The following is a 15,012-nucleotide window of genomic DNA, read 5'->3' as shown; positions in this document are numbered from 1 at the left end:
GGGTACGCACCCGAGCGGGGTGCGCCTACCCCTTTCGCAGGTTCATCCCGCCTGCTCGGAGAGCTCGAGCCACCGCTCCTCGAGCTCGGCGACCTGCGCCTCGAGCGCGCGGGCCTCCTCGGTGAGCGCAGCGAGGCCCGCGTAGTCGCCGGGGTCGTGTGCGGCCATGCGCTCGTGGAGCGCGGCGACCTGCGCACTCGCCTTCTCCAGGCGCCGCTCGGTCGAGGCGAGCTCCTTGCGGGCTGCGTGCTGCTCGGCGCCACGCGGCTGCTCCTTGGCCGGCGCCTGCGCCCCCGAGGTGCCCTCGTCCTGCCGCCGGCGCAGCTCGAGGTACTCCTCGACGCCGCCCGGCACGTGGCGCAGCCGTCCGTCCATGACGGCGTACTGCTGGTCGGTCACCCGTTCGAGCAGGTAGCGGTCGTGGGAGACGACGATGAGGGTGCCGGGCCAGGAGTCGAGGAGGTCCTCCATCGCGGCGAGCATGTCCGTGTCGACGTCGTTGGTGGGCTCGTCGAGGATGAGGACGTTGGGCTCGTCGAGGAGGATGAGCAGGAGCTGCAGGCGGCGCTTCTGCCCGCCGGACAGCTCACCGACGCGCGCGGACAGGTGCTCGCGGGCGAAGCCGAGGCGCTCGAGGAGCTGCGCCGGGGTGAGCTCCTTGCCGTCGACGACGTAGCTCGTGCGGGTCCGGGCGAGGACGTCGCGGACGCGGTCGTCGGCGATCTCGCCGAGCCCGGTGAACTGCTGGTCGAGGATCGCCAGCCGCACGCTCTTGCCGCGCTTGACGCGCCCGGAGTCCGGCTGGAGGGTGCCGGCGACGAGCGCGAGGAGCGTCGACTTGCCCGCCCCGTTCGCACCGAGGATCCCGGTGCGCTCCCCCGGCCCGATGCGCCACTCGACGTCGCGCAGCACCTGGTTCTCCCCGAAGGAGACGGAGACGTCGAGGAGGTCGACGACGTCCTTGCCCAGCCGCGCGGTGGCGAGGCGGGAGAGCTCGGTGCGGTCGCGCAGCGGCGGGACGTCCTCGATGAGCTGGTTGGCGGCGTCGATGCGGAACTTCGGCTTGGACGTGCGGGCGGGCGCCCCGCGGCGCAGCCACGCGAGCTCCTTGCGCATGAGGTTCTGGCGCTTCGCCTCGACGACGGCGGCCTGCCGGTCGCGCTCGACCCGCTGCAGGACATAGGCGGCGTACCCGCCCTCGAACGGCTCGACGACGCGGTCGTGGACCTCCCACGTCGTCAGCGCCACCTCGTCGAGGAACCAGCGGTCGTGGGTGACGACGAGCAGGCCACCGGAGCCGGCCGCCCAGCGGCGCTTGAGGTGGTCGGCGAGCCAGGAGATGCCCTCGACGTCGAGGTGGTTGGTCGGCTCGTCGAGCATGACGACGTCCCACTCCTGGACGAGGAGCGCGGCGAGGGCGACGCGGCGGCGCTGCCCGCCGCTGAGCGTGCCGACGGGCGCGTCCCAGGGCACGTCGGGAACCAGGCCGGCGATGACGTCGCGCACGCTCGCGTCCCCGGCCCACTCGTGCTCGGGCCGGTCCCCGACGACGGTCTGCCCGACGGTGTGGTCGTCCTCCAGGGTGTCGGCCTGGTCGAGCACGCCCACGCGCAGGCCACCGCGCCAGGTGACGCGGCCGTCGTCGGGCTCGAGCCGCCGGGAGAGCAGGCGCAGGAGGCTGGACTTGCCGTCGCCGTTGCGTCCGACGATCCCGATGCGGTCGCCCTCGTCGATCCCGAGGGTCACCGAGTCGAGGACGACGCGGGTCGGGTACTCCAGGTGCAGGGCCTCGGCCCCGAGCAGATGTGCCACCCGTCAAGGGTAGGTGCCGCCGGGGCGTCCCCCGTCAGGCGGGGCCAGCGGCGGCGGCCGCCCGGGCACGGTAGCCGCGGGCGAGGTTCCGCACGAGCACGACGGCGAGCAGCATCGAGATGCCCGAGCCGACGAGGACCGCGAGGGTGCCCTCGTCGGCGATCCCCGGGGCGTCGGCGTAGGCGAGCTCGTTCATCAGCAGGGAGACGGTGAAGCCGATGCCGCCGAGGGCGCCTGCGGCGAGCAGCTCCTGCGGGCCGAGGGTGACGCCGTCCGCACGGACGAACCGGGCGCCGAGCCAGCCACCGAGGACGATGCCGACGACCTTGCCGAGGGGCAGGGCGAGGACGATGCCCCAGAACGCCGGGGACAGCTCGGTGAGCGGGACGGAGGGGATGACGACGAGCGCGGCGGAGAAGGCGAACAGCGGGAGCACGACGCCGTTCGAGAACGGCTCCAGGGCATGACGGGCGCGGTCCGCCGGCCGGGTCGCCATGACGAGCCCGAGGGCGACGCCGGCGATGGTCGCGTGCACGCCGGACAGCACGACCAGGCCCCAGGTGACGAGCGCGACGACCACCATGAGCGCCCCGACCCCGACGCGGCCGCGACCGCGGAGGAACCTGCTGAGCACGGCGAACACGGCGGTGCCGACCGCAGCCGCGGCGATGAGGCCGAGGCGCGGGTCGGTGGTGAAGAACACGGCGATGATGAGGATCGCGATGATGTCGTCGAGGATCGCGAGCGCGAGGAGGAAGACGCGCAGCCGCGGGGGCAGGCCCCGCCCGACGACGGCGAGGACGCCGAGCGCGAACGCGATGTCGGTGGCCGTGGGGATCGGCCACCCGTCCTCCAGCCCCGAGCCCGCCGTGACGAGGAGGAAGACGGCGATCGGGACCAGCACGCCGCCGACCGCGGCGATCGCGGGCCGCAGCGCCTTGCTCACGCTGTTGAGCTCCCCGGCGGTGAGCTCGTGGCGCAGCTCGACCGCGACGACGAAGAAGAAGACGGCGAGCAGCCCGTCGCTGATCCAGTGGCCGACGCTGAGGCTGATCCCCGTGCCGGGTACGGCGAGGTAGGTGTGCTGGAGCTCGCTCAGGCCGGGGCCGAGCGGGGAGTTGGCGGCGATGAGGCCGAGCACGGCGGCGGTGAGGAGGAGCAGGGCTCCGGCGCGCGGGGAGCGGAGGGCCGCGGCGAGCGAGGTGGCGGGCATGGGTGTCCTGTCGTGGGGTCGGGCACGGGAGCGGTCCTCGGACCGCTCGCCGACCAGACTTCCCGGCACGCCGCAGACGACTTTACCCGAGCGCGGGTCGCCGCGCCGGTCCGGGTCAGCCGCCCGACACGTGCTCGAGGACGCGGGCACCGGGGGCGGGGCCGCTGACGACGAGGACGTCGCGGGCCACCTCGGCCTCCCGCACGACGGCGGCGACCGAGCGGGCGTGCCGCTCGTCGACGGCGAGGGCGGCGACGGTCGGGCCGGAGCCGGAGAGGACCGCGGCGAGGGCACCGGCACGGTCCGCGGCGGCGAGGACGTCCCGGAGCTCGGGGCGCAGGTCGAGGGCCGGGCCCTCGAGGTCGTTGACGAGGTGCCGGGCGACCTCGTGCGGGTCGCCCGCGCGCAAGGCGGCGAGCAGCGCGTCGTCGAGGTGCGGGGCGGGGGCGGCGCGCCCGCCGTCGTCGTCGAAGGCCGCGAAGACCTCGGGGGTGGACAGGCCGACGTCCTGGACGGCGAGCACCCAGTGGTAGGTGCCGCTGACCATCGCGGAGGTGAGGACGTCGCCGCGGCCGGTGCCGACGGCGGTGAGCCCGGTGAGCGCGAAGGGGACGTCGGCGCCCAGCTCGCGGGCGAGCGCGACGAGCTCGGTGCGGTCCAGGCCCGCACCCCACAGCTGGTCGCACGCGAGGAGGGCGGCGGCGGCGTCGGCGGACCCGCCGCCCATGCCGCCGGCGACGGGCACCTGCTTGACGATGTGGAGGTGGGCGCCGGCGGTGATGCCGGTGCGCTCCTGGAGGAGGCGCGCGGCCCGCAGGGCGAGGTTGGAGTCGTCGAGGGGGACGCGGTCGGCGTCGGGGCCCTCGACGGTGAGGCGCAGGTCGAGGGCCGGGGCGGCGATGACGTCCTCGTGGAGGGAGACGGCCTGGAAGACCGTCGCGAGGGGGTGGTAGCCGTCCCCGTCGGGCGGCCCGACGCGCAGCGCGAGGTTGATCTTGCCGGGGGCGCGGACCCGGACCTCGGGGCCGGTGCTCACCGCGTCACCGGGCGCTGCTCGGCGATGCGGGCGAACTCGGCGATGCCGAGCCGCTCGCCGCGCAGCGTCGGGTCCAGCCCGGCGGCGGTGACGGCCTCACCGGCCGCCGCGGGGGACCCGGCCCACGTGGCCAGGGCGGAGCGCAGGGTCTTGCGACGCTGGCTGAACGCGGCGTCGACGACCGCGAAGACCTCCGCGCGGCTCGCGGTGGTGGTGGGGGGCTCGCGCCGCTCGAGGCGCACGAGCGCGGAGTCGACGTTGGGGACGGGCCAGAAGACCGTCCGTCCGATGGTGGCCGAGCGCTGCGCGGCGGCGTACCAGGCCGCCTTGGCGGAGGGGACGCCGTAGGTGCGCGACCCGGGCGGGGCGGCGAGCCGGTCGGCGACCTCGGCCTGCACCATGACGAGGCCGTGGCGCAGGCTGGGCAGCCGCTCGAGCAGCGTGAGGAGCACGGGCACCGCGACGTTGTAGGGCAGGTTGGCGACGAGCGCGCCGGGCTCGGCGGGCTCCTCCTCGCCGGGGAAGGCGGGCAGCTCGGTGACGTCCATCGCGTCGGAGGTGACGACGACGAGCCGGTCGGCGGCCTCGGGCATGCGGGCCGCCACGGTGCGGGGCAGCGCGTCGGCGAGCACGGGGTCGATCTCGATCGCGACGACGCGCGCCCCTGTCTCCAGCAGCGCGAGCGTGAGGGAGCCGAGGCCCGGGCCGACCTCGACGACGACGTCGCCCGCCTCGATCCCCGCGGTGCGCACGATCTTGCGGACCGTGCCCGGGTCGACGACGAAGTTCTGGCCGAGGGTCTTCGTCGGCCGGATCCCGAGGGCACCGGCCAGGGCCCGCACGTCGGCGGGGCCCAGGAGGGGGTCTGCGGTGGCAGGGGCGGGGTCGTGGCTCACGACGTCGAGCCTAGCCGCCGGTCCGTGGACGCCGCTCCGCCCCCGCGCCGCGCCGGGGGTCCGGGGCGGCACGGGGGCGGGAGGGCGGAGGGTCAGCGCAGGCCGAGCTTGGCGGAGCAGTGGGGCCACTGGCCCCAGCCGGAGCGGGCCTGGAGCATCTGGGCGCGCTGGGTCTGCTCGGCCGGGGAGGCCTGGGACGGCAGGCCGGTGCCGCCGACGGACTGCCAGGTGGACACGGAGAACTGGTAGAGCCCGTGGTAGAGCCCGTTGGAGCTGACGACCGTCGGGTTGCCGCCGGACTCGCACTGGGCGAGCGCCGCCCAGACGTCACCGGACACCGCGCCGGAAGGGGCGCTCGGGGTCGCGGAGCCGCCGCTGGAGGAGCCGGAGGAGGAGCCGCTCGCGCTCGGGGCGGGGGCGGCGGGCGCGGCGGGCTGGGGAGCGGGCCGCTCCTTCGTGCCGACGGCGACGATCTCGGCGACCGGCTCGGTCACCGTGACGAACTCGCTCGCCTCGCCTGCGGACTCCTGGTCACCCGTCCTGACGTGGAGGGCGGCGCGCACGCGCAGGCCCTCGGCGCCCTCCTGGACGACGCGACGCTCGCCGACGTACAGCGAGTCGTCCTCCTGCTCGGTCGTCTCGTAGGGGACGGGCTCGACGTGGGTGCGCATGCTGTGCTGCCCGCGGGTGACGGTCACCTGGACGATGTCGTCGTCCCCGGTGCCGACGACGACGTCGTCGAGCTTGCCGAGGGACGTGCCGGCGAGGTCGAGGACGTCGTCGACGTGGGCCTCGCCCTCGGGGGTGACGCGGATGGTCTGTCCGTCCACGACGACGTCGACCGGCTCGCCGTCGACGAGGGGCATGTCCAGCGCCTGCCGGCTGCCGTCACGGGAGCGGGAGGCGGCGACGGTGATCTCGCGGCCGCCCTCCCCGAAGGACTGGATCGCCTCAGCGGTGGTGTCGGCGGTGGTCCACATCGCCCGCTGCTCGCCGTCGACGTCGACGCGGATCTGGCGCGCGCTACGGACGACGACGAGGTCGCCGTCCTCGAGGGGGGCGTCGGGGTCGGGGCCGACGGCGTCGCGCTCCCCGACGGCGACGTCCTGCTCGTCGAGCAGGCCGGCGACGGAGCCGGCGAAGGTGGAGACGGTGCGCTCGACGCCGTCGACGTCGAGCTGGACGGACTTGTGGGCCGCGGCGGCGGCGATCCCACCGCCGGTGGCGATGGCGGCGGCGGCGAGCGTCGCGACGAGGGCGCGGCGCCGGTGCCGCCGGCGGGGCTGGTCAGCGTCAGGGGTGGAGGGAGGGAGGACGGCGTCGTTCGATGCCACGAGCTTCCTTGGGTTGCGCGTCCCGGCACAGACGGGGCCGGCTGCCCCTGAGGGCAGCCGACTCAGCGAGGACCCGAAGGTCCCCGGGAGGGGTCTGATCCGGCTGGGTGCGTCACCGCGAGGCGACTGGCGGACACATCGTCCGTGGGCGACTGTAACCGTATTGTTACGCGTCGGTCCAGGGATGTGAGCCGTGCAATGCTATCGGCGGTCAGTACCAGCCGACGGAGTTGCTGTGGCCGAGGGCGGCGCAGGGCGTCCCGTAGCGGCCCGCGATGTAGTTCAGGCCCCAGGTGATCTGGGTGGCGGGGTTGGTGCGCCAGTCGGAGCCGACCGAGGCCATCTTCGAGCCGGGCAGCGACTGCGGGATGCCGTAGGCGCCGGAGCTCGGGTTCTCGGCGAGCGGGTTCCAGTTGGACTCGCGCTCCCACAGGGTGTCGAGACAGCTGAACTGGTCGCTGCCCCAGCCGCGCGCGGCGACCATGTCGGCCGCGATCGCCTTGGGGTCACCGCTGACGACCGGGCCCGGCGTGCCTGCGGAGGCCTCCGGGGCGGCGGGAGCCACGGGCTGCGGGTCGGCCGTGCCGACGTGCACGACCTCGTCGACCCGCTCGCTCACGACGGCGCGGGCGATGACCTCGCGGCCGGTCTCCTCACCGCCGGTGACGGTGACGCGGTAGGTCGTGGCGGTGACGCCGTCGACACCCTCGGTGACGACGCGGCGCTCGCCTCGGGGGAGGGTGTCGTCCTCCTCCTCGACGGTGGTGTGCGGGTCGGTCTCGCTCACGTGCTCGTCCACGGTCTCGACCGTGGTGACCTCGATGGTCATGCCGGCGACGAGGGGCGTGGCGAGCGGGGCCGACACGACGTCGTCCTGGTCGACGACGACGCCCGCCTCGGCGAGGAGGTCGGCGACGGTGGCCGCCTGGGAGGTGAGCTCGCGCACCTCGCCGTCGACGACGAGGTCGACGGCGACGAGGCCGCCGAGGGCAGAACGGGCCTCGAAGCGCGAGGCACCCAGAGCGCTGCGGTCGATCGCCTCGCCCTCGGCGACGGCGGCCGCCGGGGTGAGGGAGGCGCTGGCGGCGAGCTCGGCCGCCGTCGGCGTCGCGGCGTCGGCGAACGCGAGGGTCCCGCCGGCGATGACGGCGATGACCGTGGTGTGGAGGCCGCGCCGGGCGAGGGTGCGAAGTCGCTTGGGGGCCGCGGTCACCTCACGGTGACGGCCACGGTGGAGGGCGTCGTGCACTACAGGGTCCTGTCTGGAGGGAGGGCCACCCGGCGCGGTCGCCCGCGCGGGTGATGACTGACCTGACCCCGACCGTAACCGATTCGTGACCTTGAGTGGTAGTCGTTGTGGTCGTCCCCACTCCCACCGGAGGTCCCGGGAGCGCCGGTGAGGGCGCTCCGGGCCGGTCACCAGGTGCCGTACACGGCCTCGGTGTTCGCGGTCAGCGAGTGGCACAGGTCGGCCAGCGGGACGCCCGTCTCCTCCGCCAGCCGCCGCACGGTGAGCGGCAGCAGGTAGGGCGCGTTGGGCCGTCCGCGGTGGGGGGCCGGGGTGAGGTACGGGGCGTCGGTCTCGACGAGGAGGAGCTCGCGGGGCACCTCCCGGACGGCGGCGCGCAGGTCGTCGTTCGCCTTGAAGGTCACCGGTCCGGCCACCGAGACGTACCAGCCGTGCTCGGCGCAGGCGCGGGCCAGCCCGACGTCCCCGGAGAAGCAGTGGAAGACGGTGCGCTCGGGGGCGCCGTCGGCGAGGAGGAGGGCGACGACGTCCTCGTGGGCGTCGCGGTCGTGGATCTGCAGCGCCAGGCCCAGCTCCTTGGCGATCGCGACGTGCTCGCGGAAGGCCGCGCGCTGCACCTCCCGGGCGCGTTCCCCGCCCCGGAAGTAGTCCAGCCCGGTCTCCCCGATCGCCCTCACCCGCTCGTGGCGGGCGAGCTCGGCGACGCGGACGACCGCGTCGGCCAGCGACGTCTCGTGCCGCGGGGCGAGGGCGGGGTTAAGCCCGTCCGGCGCGACCTCCAGCACCCCGGCGTGCAGCGGCGCCTCGTTGGGGTGGATGGCGAGCGCGGCGACGATCTCGGGGTGCTCCTCGGCGAGCGCGACGCTCGGGGCGAGGGTGTCGAGGTCGCAGCCGACCTGGACCATCCGGTCCACGCCCACCGCGGCCGCGCGCTCGAGCTGCTCGGCCATGGTGAGCGGGTCGCTGCCCTCGCGCACGCCCGGGTCGTCGTCGGCGCCCACCGGGAAGTGGGTGTGGTTGTCGACGACGGCGACGGGCAGTGCCTCCGGGACCGGCGGCCAGCCGCGCTCGCGGCGGCTCACTCCGTGTCGCCGCCCTCGGGCTCGACGCCGAGGCGCGCGAGCTCCTCGGTGACGACCGAGTCGTCGAGCTTGGTGAAGACCGGGACCGGCTTGGCGATGGGGGCGCCGACCCGCACGGGGCGCGGTCCCCACTCCGGCACGCCGCTGTAGTCGCCGGTGATGACCGGGTAGCCCGGGCCGCCGTCGAGGTCCTCGACCTCCTCGATCCGCGGGAGCGGGGCGACGTCCCCGCTGCCGCCGATGATCGCGTCGATGACGTTCGCGCTGTGCGGCAGGAACGGGCTGAGCATGACGTTGAGGTCGCTCACCGCCTGGGCGGCGACGTGGAGGATCGTCGCGCGACGCGCGTGCTGCGACTCGTCCTTGAGCTTGTAGGGCTCCATGTCGGTGATGTACTTGTTCGCCTCGCCCACGAGCCGCATGGCCTCCTGGATCGCCGCGCGCTGGCGGTGGCGGGCGATGAGCGCCCCGACGGTGTCGAAGCCCTCGGCGATCGTCGCCTGCAGCTCGAGGTCGGGCTCGATGAGCTCCCCGGCGGGCGGGATCTCCCCGATGTTCTTGTGGATCATCGAGGCGGTGCGGTTGACGAGGTTGCCCCACCCGGCGACGAGCTCGCCGTTGGTGCGGCGGACGAACTCGGCCCAGGTGAAGTCGCTGTCCTGGTTCTCCGGGCCGGCCACGCAGATGAAGTAGCGCAGCGCGTCGGCCTGGTAGCGCTCGAGGACGTCACGGACGTAGATGACGACGCCGCGGGAGGAGGAGAACTTCTTGCCCTCCATGGTGAGGAACTCACTCGAGACGACCTCGGTGGGCAGGTTGAGCGTGCCGTACTCCCCGGGCTTCCCGCCGTACTCGCCCTCGCCGTTGTAGGCGAGCATCTCGGCCGGCCAGATCTGGGAGTGGAAGACGATGTTGTCCTTGCCCATGAAGTAGTAGGACAGCGCCTCGGGGTCGTTCCACCAGCGCCGCCACGCGTCCGGGTCGCCGCTGCGCCGGGCCCACTCGATGGAGGCCGACAGGTAGCCGATGACGGCGTCGAACCACACGTACAGCCGCTTGGTCGGCTGGTCGCGCCACCCGTCGAGCGGCACCGGGATGCCCCAGTCGATGTCGCGCGTCATCGCACGCGGCTTGATGTCGGCGAGGATGTTCTTGGAGAAGCGGATGACGTTGGGCCGCCACGTGCCCGAGGCCTCGCGCCCGTCGAGCCACTTCCCCAGCGCCTCGGCGAGCGCCGGGAGGTCGAGGAAGAAGTGCCGGGTCTCGATGAACTCCGGGGTCTCGCCGTTGATCCGCGAGCGCGGGTCGATGAGGTCGGTCGGGTCGAGCTGGTTGCCGCAGTTGTCGCACTGGTCCCCGCGCGCGCCGGGGTACTTGCAGATCGGGCAGGTGCCCTCGATGTACCGGTCGGGCAGGGTGCGCCCGGTGGACGGGGAGATCGCGCCCTTGGTGGTCCGCTCGACCATGTAGCCGTTCTCGTGGACGACCTGGAACATCTCCTGGACGACGGCGTAGTGGTTGCGCGTCGTCGTGCGGGTGAACAGGTCGTAGGACAGCCCGAGGGCGGCGAGGTCCTCGACGATGAGGCGGTTGTTGCGGTCGGCGAGCTCGCGGGCGCTGACCCCCGCGGCGTCGGCGGCGACGAGGATCGGGGTGCCGTGCTCGTCGGTGCCCGACACCATGAGGACGTCGTGGCCGGCCATGCGCATGAACCGGCTGAAGACGTCGGAGGGAACGCCGAAGCCGGCCACGTGTCCGATGTGCCGCGGGCCGCTGGCGTAGGGCCAGGCCACCGCCGAGAGGATGCTGGTCATGGGCACAAGCCTAGTTGCCCCTCCCGCGCCACTCCCCCTCCCCCACCGACAGCCGACTTTGTCGCGACAGCCGACTTCCGCACGACAGCCGACTTTGTCCCGACAGCCGACTTTGTCCCGACAGCCGACTTCCGCACGACAGCCGACTTCCGCGGGTCAGCGTGAGGTGGCGATCTCCACGCCCGCCGAGCGCAGCTGCGCACGGGCGGTCTCCCCCTGCTCCGGGGTCACCGGGGCGGTGAGGTCGCTGAGCACCCGGACGCTCATTCCGGCGCGCACCGCGTCGAGCGCGGTCTCCTTGACGCAGTGGGACTCCGCGAGCCCGACGACGTCGACGGCGTCGACCCCCTCGAGCAGCTCGGCGAGGGTGCGGCCCTCGTCGTCGGTGCCCTCGAAGCCGGAGTACGCGGCGGCGTACTGGCCCTTGCGGACCGAGGCGTCGGGGGCGAGGTCCGCGAGCGCCGGGTGCAGCTCGGCCTCTGCGGTGCCCGCGACCCCGTGCGGCGGCCACGTGTCGACGAAGTCCGGCTCCTCGGGCGGGGTGGCGAAGTGGCGCCCCGGCTCGATGTGCCAGTCCTGGGTGGTGACGACGAGCGCGTAGCGGTCACGGTGCGCGGCGGTGTACTCGGCGATCGCGCGGGCGACGGCGTTGCCGCCGGCGACGGGCAGGGCACCGCCCTCGCAGAACGTCGGCTGCACGTCGACGACGACGAGGGCGCGGCTCTCACTCATGCGGTTCTCCTCCGGGTCGACGGGCTCGCCGCCATCGTCCCACGGCGCCCCGGGCCCGAGACGTGCGCCACAGGAATACAGTGGTGGCATGGCCGACGACGACATCTCCCAGAGCGCCAGCTGGACCCCGATGGCCGGGATCCGGACCGTGGCGGAGGTCGACGGCGGGGTCCTGGTCGGGGACGACGGCTCGCCGTGTGCGGCGCGTGCGATCGAGTACGCGGCCGCGGAGGCGGCGCGCCGGGGTGCGGAGCTCCACGTCGTGCGGGCGTGGTCGATCCCCACGGGCGTACGCCCCGAGGACGCCCCGTTCGGCACGACGCCCTCGATCACCGAGATGCAGGAGGCGACCCGCGCCGAGACGCAGCGGCGTGCCGAGGCGGCCGCCGCTGCCCACCCCGGACTGCAGATCCACGCGCACACCGCCTTCACCCGCCCCGACCACGCGCTGCTCGCCGCCGCCAAGGGTGCCGACGTGCTCGTCGTCGGCTCCAAGGGACGCTCTCGGCTGAGCAACATGCTCATCGGCTCGACGGCCACGACCGCCGTCCGCGACGCGACGATCCCCGTCGTCGTCGTGCGCTGACCGGCCCGCGCCGCGCCGGGGAACGTCAGGGTGCCCCACCTCGCGGGGCACCCTGACGTGCGGGCTGTCGGCCCGCCTGGGCCACACTGGGGTGATGGACGAGCTGGCGGAGCACGCGCAGGATCCGGCCGACGGCGAGGAGTCCGCCGCTGCCGGGCGGTCGCCCTGGCGCGGTGAGGGCGGCCAGATCGTCCTCGCCGCCACCCCCATCGGCGACGCCGGGGACGCCCCCGCCCGGCTGCTGCGCGCACTCGCCGAGGCCGACGTCGTCGCCGCGGAGGACACCCGCCGGCTGCTCGCGCTCGCCCGCCGCCTCGGCGTCTGGGTGGAGGGGGAGCTGGTGAGCTTCCACGAGCACAACGAGCAGGAGCGGGCGCCCGTGCTCGTCGCCCACGCCCGCGAGGGTCGGCGGGTGCTCGTCGTCTCCGACGCCGGCATGCCCTCGGTCTCCGACCCCGGGTACCGGCTCGTGGGCGTCGCCGTCGCGGGCGGGGTGCCGGTGAGCGTGCTGCCCGGACCGAGCGCCGTGCTCACCGCCCTCGCCGTCTCCGGCCTGGCCACCGACAGGTTCTGCTTCGAGGGGTTCGCCCCGCGCCGCCCCGGTGACCGGGAGCGGACCTTCGCCGGCCTCGCCGACGAGCAGCGCACGATGGTCTTCTTCGACTCCCCGCACCGCGTGGGCGACACCCTCGCGGCCATGGCCCACGCGTTCGGCGAGGACCGCCGGGCCGCCGTCTGCCGCGAGCTCACCAAGACCTACGAGGAGATCCGCCGCGGACCGCTCTCCGAGCTCGCCGAGTGGGCGCGGGACGGGGTGCGCGGTGAGGTGACGCTCGTCGTCGCGGGCGCCGAGCCGCGCGCGGCCCGCACCGAGGACCACGTGGCGGAGGTCGTCGCCCGCGCCGAGGCCGGTGAACGGCTCAAGGACGCCGCCGCCGCCGTGGCCGCCGCGACCGGCCTGAGCAAGCGCGAGCTCTACCAGGCCGCGCTCGCCGCCCGGGACTGACCCGGCACAACTCCGCTCTCGCGCAGAAGTCGGCTCTCGCGGGGAGGTCGGCTCGGCCGCGCCGGGCAGGGGGCACGACCTACACTCACCTGCGTGACAGCGCCGGGAGACGAGACCCACAGCACGTCGCTCGACCTCACGGAGCCCGAGCGCGTCGACGCGCGCAGCGCCGCCGAGATCGAGGAGGACCTGCGCTCGCGGCTCCTGCGCCCCGGTCCCACGGACCGGCTGTGGGGCTGGCTGGGACCGCTCGTCGTCACCGCGATCGCCGCGGTCCTGCGCCTCGTCGACCTCAACCACCCGACCCGCCTGATCTTCGACGAGACGTACTACGTCAAGCAGGCGTACTCGCTCCTCGTCCTCGGCTACGAGGGTGAGTGGGAGGGCGAGGGCGTCAACGACCGGTTCAAGGTCGGGGACTTCTCGGACCTGTCCAGCGACCCGGACTACGTCGTCCACCCGCAGGTGGGCAAGTGGCTCATCGCGCTCGGCCTGCGCCTCTTCGGCGCGGACAACGGAGCCGGCTGGCGGTTCTCCGCGGCCGTCGCGGGCGCGGCGACGGTGCTCGTCCTGGCCCGCCTCACCCGCAGGCTCACCGGGTCCACGCTCCTCGGGTGCGCCGCCGGCCTGCTGCTCGCCGTCGACGGCCTGCACTTCACCGGCTCGCGCATCGGCCTGCTCGACGTCTTCCTCGGCTTCTTCGTCATCGCCGCCCTCGCCGCCGTCCTCATCGACCGCGAGCAGACCCGCCGGCGGCTCGCGCGCGCCGCCGCCGCGGACCTCGCCGAGCGCGGGGACGGGCGGCTCACCGACCCGTGGGGCCCGCGCACCGGCATGCGCTGGTGGCTCGTGCTCGCCGGCGTGCTGCTCGGTCTGGGCGGCGGGGTCAAGTGGTCGGCGATCTACGCGCTCGCCGTCTTCGGGATCCTCGTCGTCGTGTGGGACCTGTGTGCCCGCCGCGCGATCGGGGCGCGGCTGTGGTTCGGCGGCGGCGTCTTCCGCGGCGGGGTTCCGGCGTTCCTCTCCCTCGTCCCCGTCGCGGCGCTCACCTACGTCGCCGGGTGGTTCTCCTGGTTCGCCACCCCCGGCGGCTACCTGCGCCAGTGGGCGGCGGACCAGCTCGCCCAGAACGGCACCGTCCCCCGCTCCTGGCTGCCGAACGCGCTCAACTCCCTGTGGGAGTACCACCTGCGCGCGTGGGACTTCCACAACGGGCTGGACTCCGAGCACAACTACGAGGCCCACCCGGCCGGCTGGATCCTGCAGGTCCGCCCGACCTCCTTCTACTGGGAGAGCCCGGTCGAGGGCGACTGCGGCAGCGACCGCTGCATCCAGGCGATCACCTCGCTGGGGAACCCGGTCGTGTGGTGGCTGGGGGCGCTGGCGCTTCTCGTCGTCCTGTGGATGGCGGTCGTGCGCCGCGACTGGCGCGGCTGGGTGGCCCTCGCTGGCTACGCGGCCGTCTACCTCCCGTGGTTCGCCTACGCCCACCGCACGATCTTCACGTTCTACGCCATCGCCCTGGCTCCCTACGTCGCCCTCACCCTCGTCCTCGCGATCGCGTGGCTCGGCGGGCTGCTGCCCCCGCCCCACGGGCGGGCGAGGCGGCCCGGTGACCTGCCGGCCCCGGAGCCGGCCGGTGACGACGCGCTGCCCGCCGACGCCGCGGAGGACCCGGACGCCGACGCCGCGGACGCGGACGCGGACGAGGCTGGCCGCTCCGACGACGCGGACGAGGTGGGCGACGCCGACGAGGCGGCGCGCACGCGCCGCGTGGGCTGGACGGCGCTCGCCGTCGTCTGCCTCCTCGCGGTGGCCGCGTTCGTCTACTTCTGGCCGGTGTGGACCGGTGAGACGATCTCCTACGAGAACTGGCGCTCACACATGTGGCTCCCGTCCTGGATCTAGACCTCACGTCCGGGCCGCCCGCGACGTCTACGGGGTGATGATGACCAAGCCGCCGTTCGAGGAGGTCGTGGCCCACCACGGCGCGACCGTCCTGCGTGTGTGCCGCGCCGTCGTCGGCCCCCACGACGCCGACGACGCGTGGTCCGAGACGTTCCTCGCCGCGCTGCGCGCCTACCCCGCGCTGCCCGCCGGGGCGAACCTCGAGGCGTGGCTCGTGACGATCGCCCACCGCAAGGCGGTGGACGTGCTGCGGGCCCGCGCCCGCCGGCCCCGGCCGGCCGAGCACCTGCCCGAGCCGCCGGGCCCGCCTGGGGAGCCGGGCGAGGAGGTCGCCGAGGTCTGGT

Annotated in this window: 13 protein-coding genes; 4 read left to right on the top strand and 9 right to left on the bottom strand. The window is 74.5% G+C overall.

Going from position 1 to position 15,012, the window contains the following annotated elements; all coding sequences use genetic code 11:
* Window positions 1-42: 42 nt before the first annotated feature.
* From FHE66_RS01895 to FHE66_RS01855, 9 genes are all read right to left on the bottom strand, one after another.
* Window positions 43-1,812, bottom strand: coding sequence for an ABC-F family ATP-binding cassette domain-containing protein (locus FHE66_RS01895; RefSeq protein WP_139071298.1), 1,770 nt, complete (start codon window positions 1,810-1,812; stop codon window positions 43-45).
* Window positions 1,813-1,846: 34 nt separating this feature from the next.
* Complete coding sequence (locus FHE66_RS01890; protein ID WP_139071297.1) at window positions 1,847-3,025, bottom strand: Na+/H+ antiporter NhaA; 1,179 nt, start codon at window positions 3,023-3,025, stop codon at window positions 1,847-1,849.
* A gap of 115 nt (window positions 3,026-3,140) precedes the next feature.
* Window positions 3,141-4,061, bottom strand: a complete 921-nt coding sequence (locus FHE66_RS01885; RefSeq protein ID WP_139071296.1) for a 4-(cytidine 5'-diphospho)-2-C-methyl-D-erythritol kinase — start codon at window positions 4,059-4,061, stop codon at window positions 3,141-3,143.
* Complete coding sequence (gene rsmA, locus FHE66_RS01880) at window positions 4,058-4,957, bottom strand: 16S rRNA (adenine(1518)-N(6)/adenine(1519)-N(6))-dimethyltransferase RsmA (protein WP_139071295.1); 900 nt, start codon at window positions 4,955-4,957, stop codon at window positions 4,058-4,060. The genes FHE66_RS01885 and rsmA overlap by 4 nt, the downstream gene beginning before the upstream one ends.
* Window positions 4,958-5,049: 92 nt before the next feature.
* Window positions 5,050-6,291 carry a resuscitation-promoting factor gene (locus tag FHE66_RS01875; protein ID WP_255303570.1) on the bottom strand — a complete coding sequence of 414 codons (1,242 nt, stop codon included), beginning with the start codon at window positions 6,289-6,291 and terminating at the stop codon, window positions 5,050-5,052.
* 211 nt (window positions 6,292-6,502) lie between these two features.
* Complete coding sequence (locus FHE66_RS01870) at window positions 6,503-7,540, bottom strand: G5 domain-containing protein (RefSeq protein WP_176554604.1); 1,038 nt, start codon at window positions 7,538-7,540, stop codon at window positions 6,503-6,505.
* Between the two features lie 167 nt (window positions 7,541-7,707).
* On the bottom strand, window positions 7,708-8,622 hold the full coding sequence (locus FHE66_RS01865; RefSeq protein ID WP_139071293.1) for a TatD family hydrolase: 915 nt from the start codon (window positions 8,620-8,622) through the stop codon (window positions 7,708-7,710).
* Entirely contained in the window at window positions 8,619-10,436 is a 1,818-nt protein-coding gene (gene metG / locus FHE66_RS01860) for a methionine--tRNA ligase (protein WP_139071292.1), read from the bottom strand. Before metG ends, FHE66_RS01865 begins: the two co-directional genes overlap by 4 nt.
* A 156-nt stretch (window positions 10,437-10,592) precedes the next feature.
* Window positions 10,593-11,168, bottom strand: coding sequence for an isochorismatase family protein (locus tag FHE66_RS01855; RefSeq protein ID WP_139071291.1), 576 nt, complete (start codon window positions 11,166-11,168; stop codon window positions 10,593-10,595).
* A gap of 88 nt (window positions 11,169-11,256) precedes the next feature.
* On the opposite strand from FHE66_RS01855, the gene FHE66_RS01850 reads away from it, so the two are divergent.
* The 4 genes from FHE66_RS01850 to FHE66_RS15270 all read left to right on the top strand — a co-directional run.
* Window positions 11,257-11,754 carry a universal stress protein gene (locus FHE66_RS01850; RefSeq protein ID WP_168202623.1) on the top strand — a complete coding sequence of 166 codons (498 nt, stop codon included), beginning with the start codon at window positions 11,257-11,259 and terminating at the stop codon, window positions 11,752-11,754.
* Window positions 11,755-11,848: 94 nt separating this feature from the next.
* Window positions 11,849-12,760, top strand: a complete 912-nt coding sequence (gene rsmI / locus FHE66_RS01845; RefSeq protein WP_139071289.1) for a 16S rRNA (cytidine(1402)-2'-O)-methyltransferase — start codon at window positions 11,849-11,851, stop codon at window positions 12,758-12,760.
* Between the two features lie 93 nt (window positions 12,761-12,853).
* Window positions 12,854-14,668 carry a dolichyl-phosphate-mannose--protein mannosyltransferase gene (locus tag FHE66_RS01840; RefSeq protein ID WP_139071288.1) on the top strand — a complete coding sequence of 605 codons (1,815 nt, stop codon included), beginning with the start codon at window positions 12,854-12,856 and terminating at the stop codon, window positions 14,666-14,668.
* Between the two features lie 37 nt (window positions 14,669-14,705).
* Window positions 14,706-15,012 (top strand): RNA polymerase sigma factor (locus FHE66_RS15270; protein ID WP_304364095.1); only part of this gene is annotated, 307 nt, incomplete at its 3' end.

It is taken from the genome of Georgenia sp. 311 (assembly GCF_006151955.1).
Classification (GTDB): Bacteria; Actinomycetota; Actinomycetes; order Actinomycetales; family Actinomycetaceae; genus Oceanitalea; species Oceanitalea wutianyii.
This window is presented reverse-complemented; position numbering and strand designations above follow the sequence as displayed.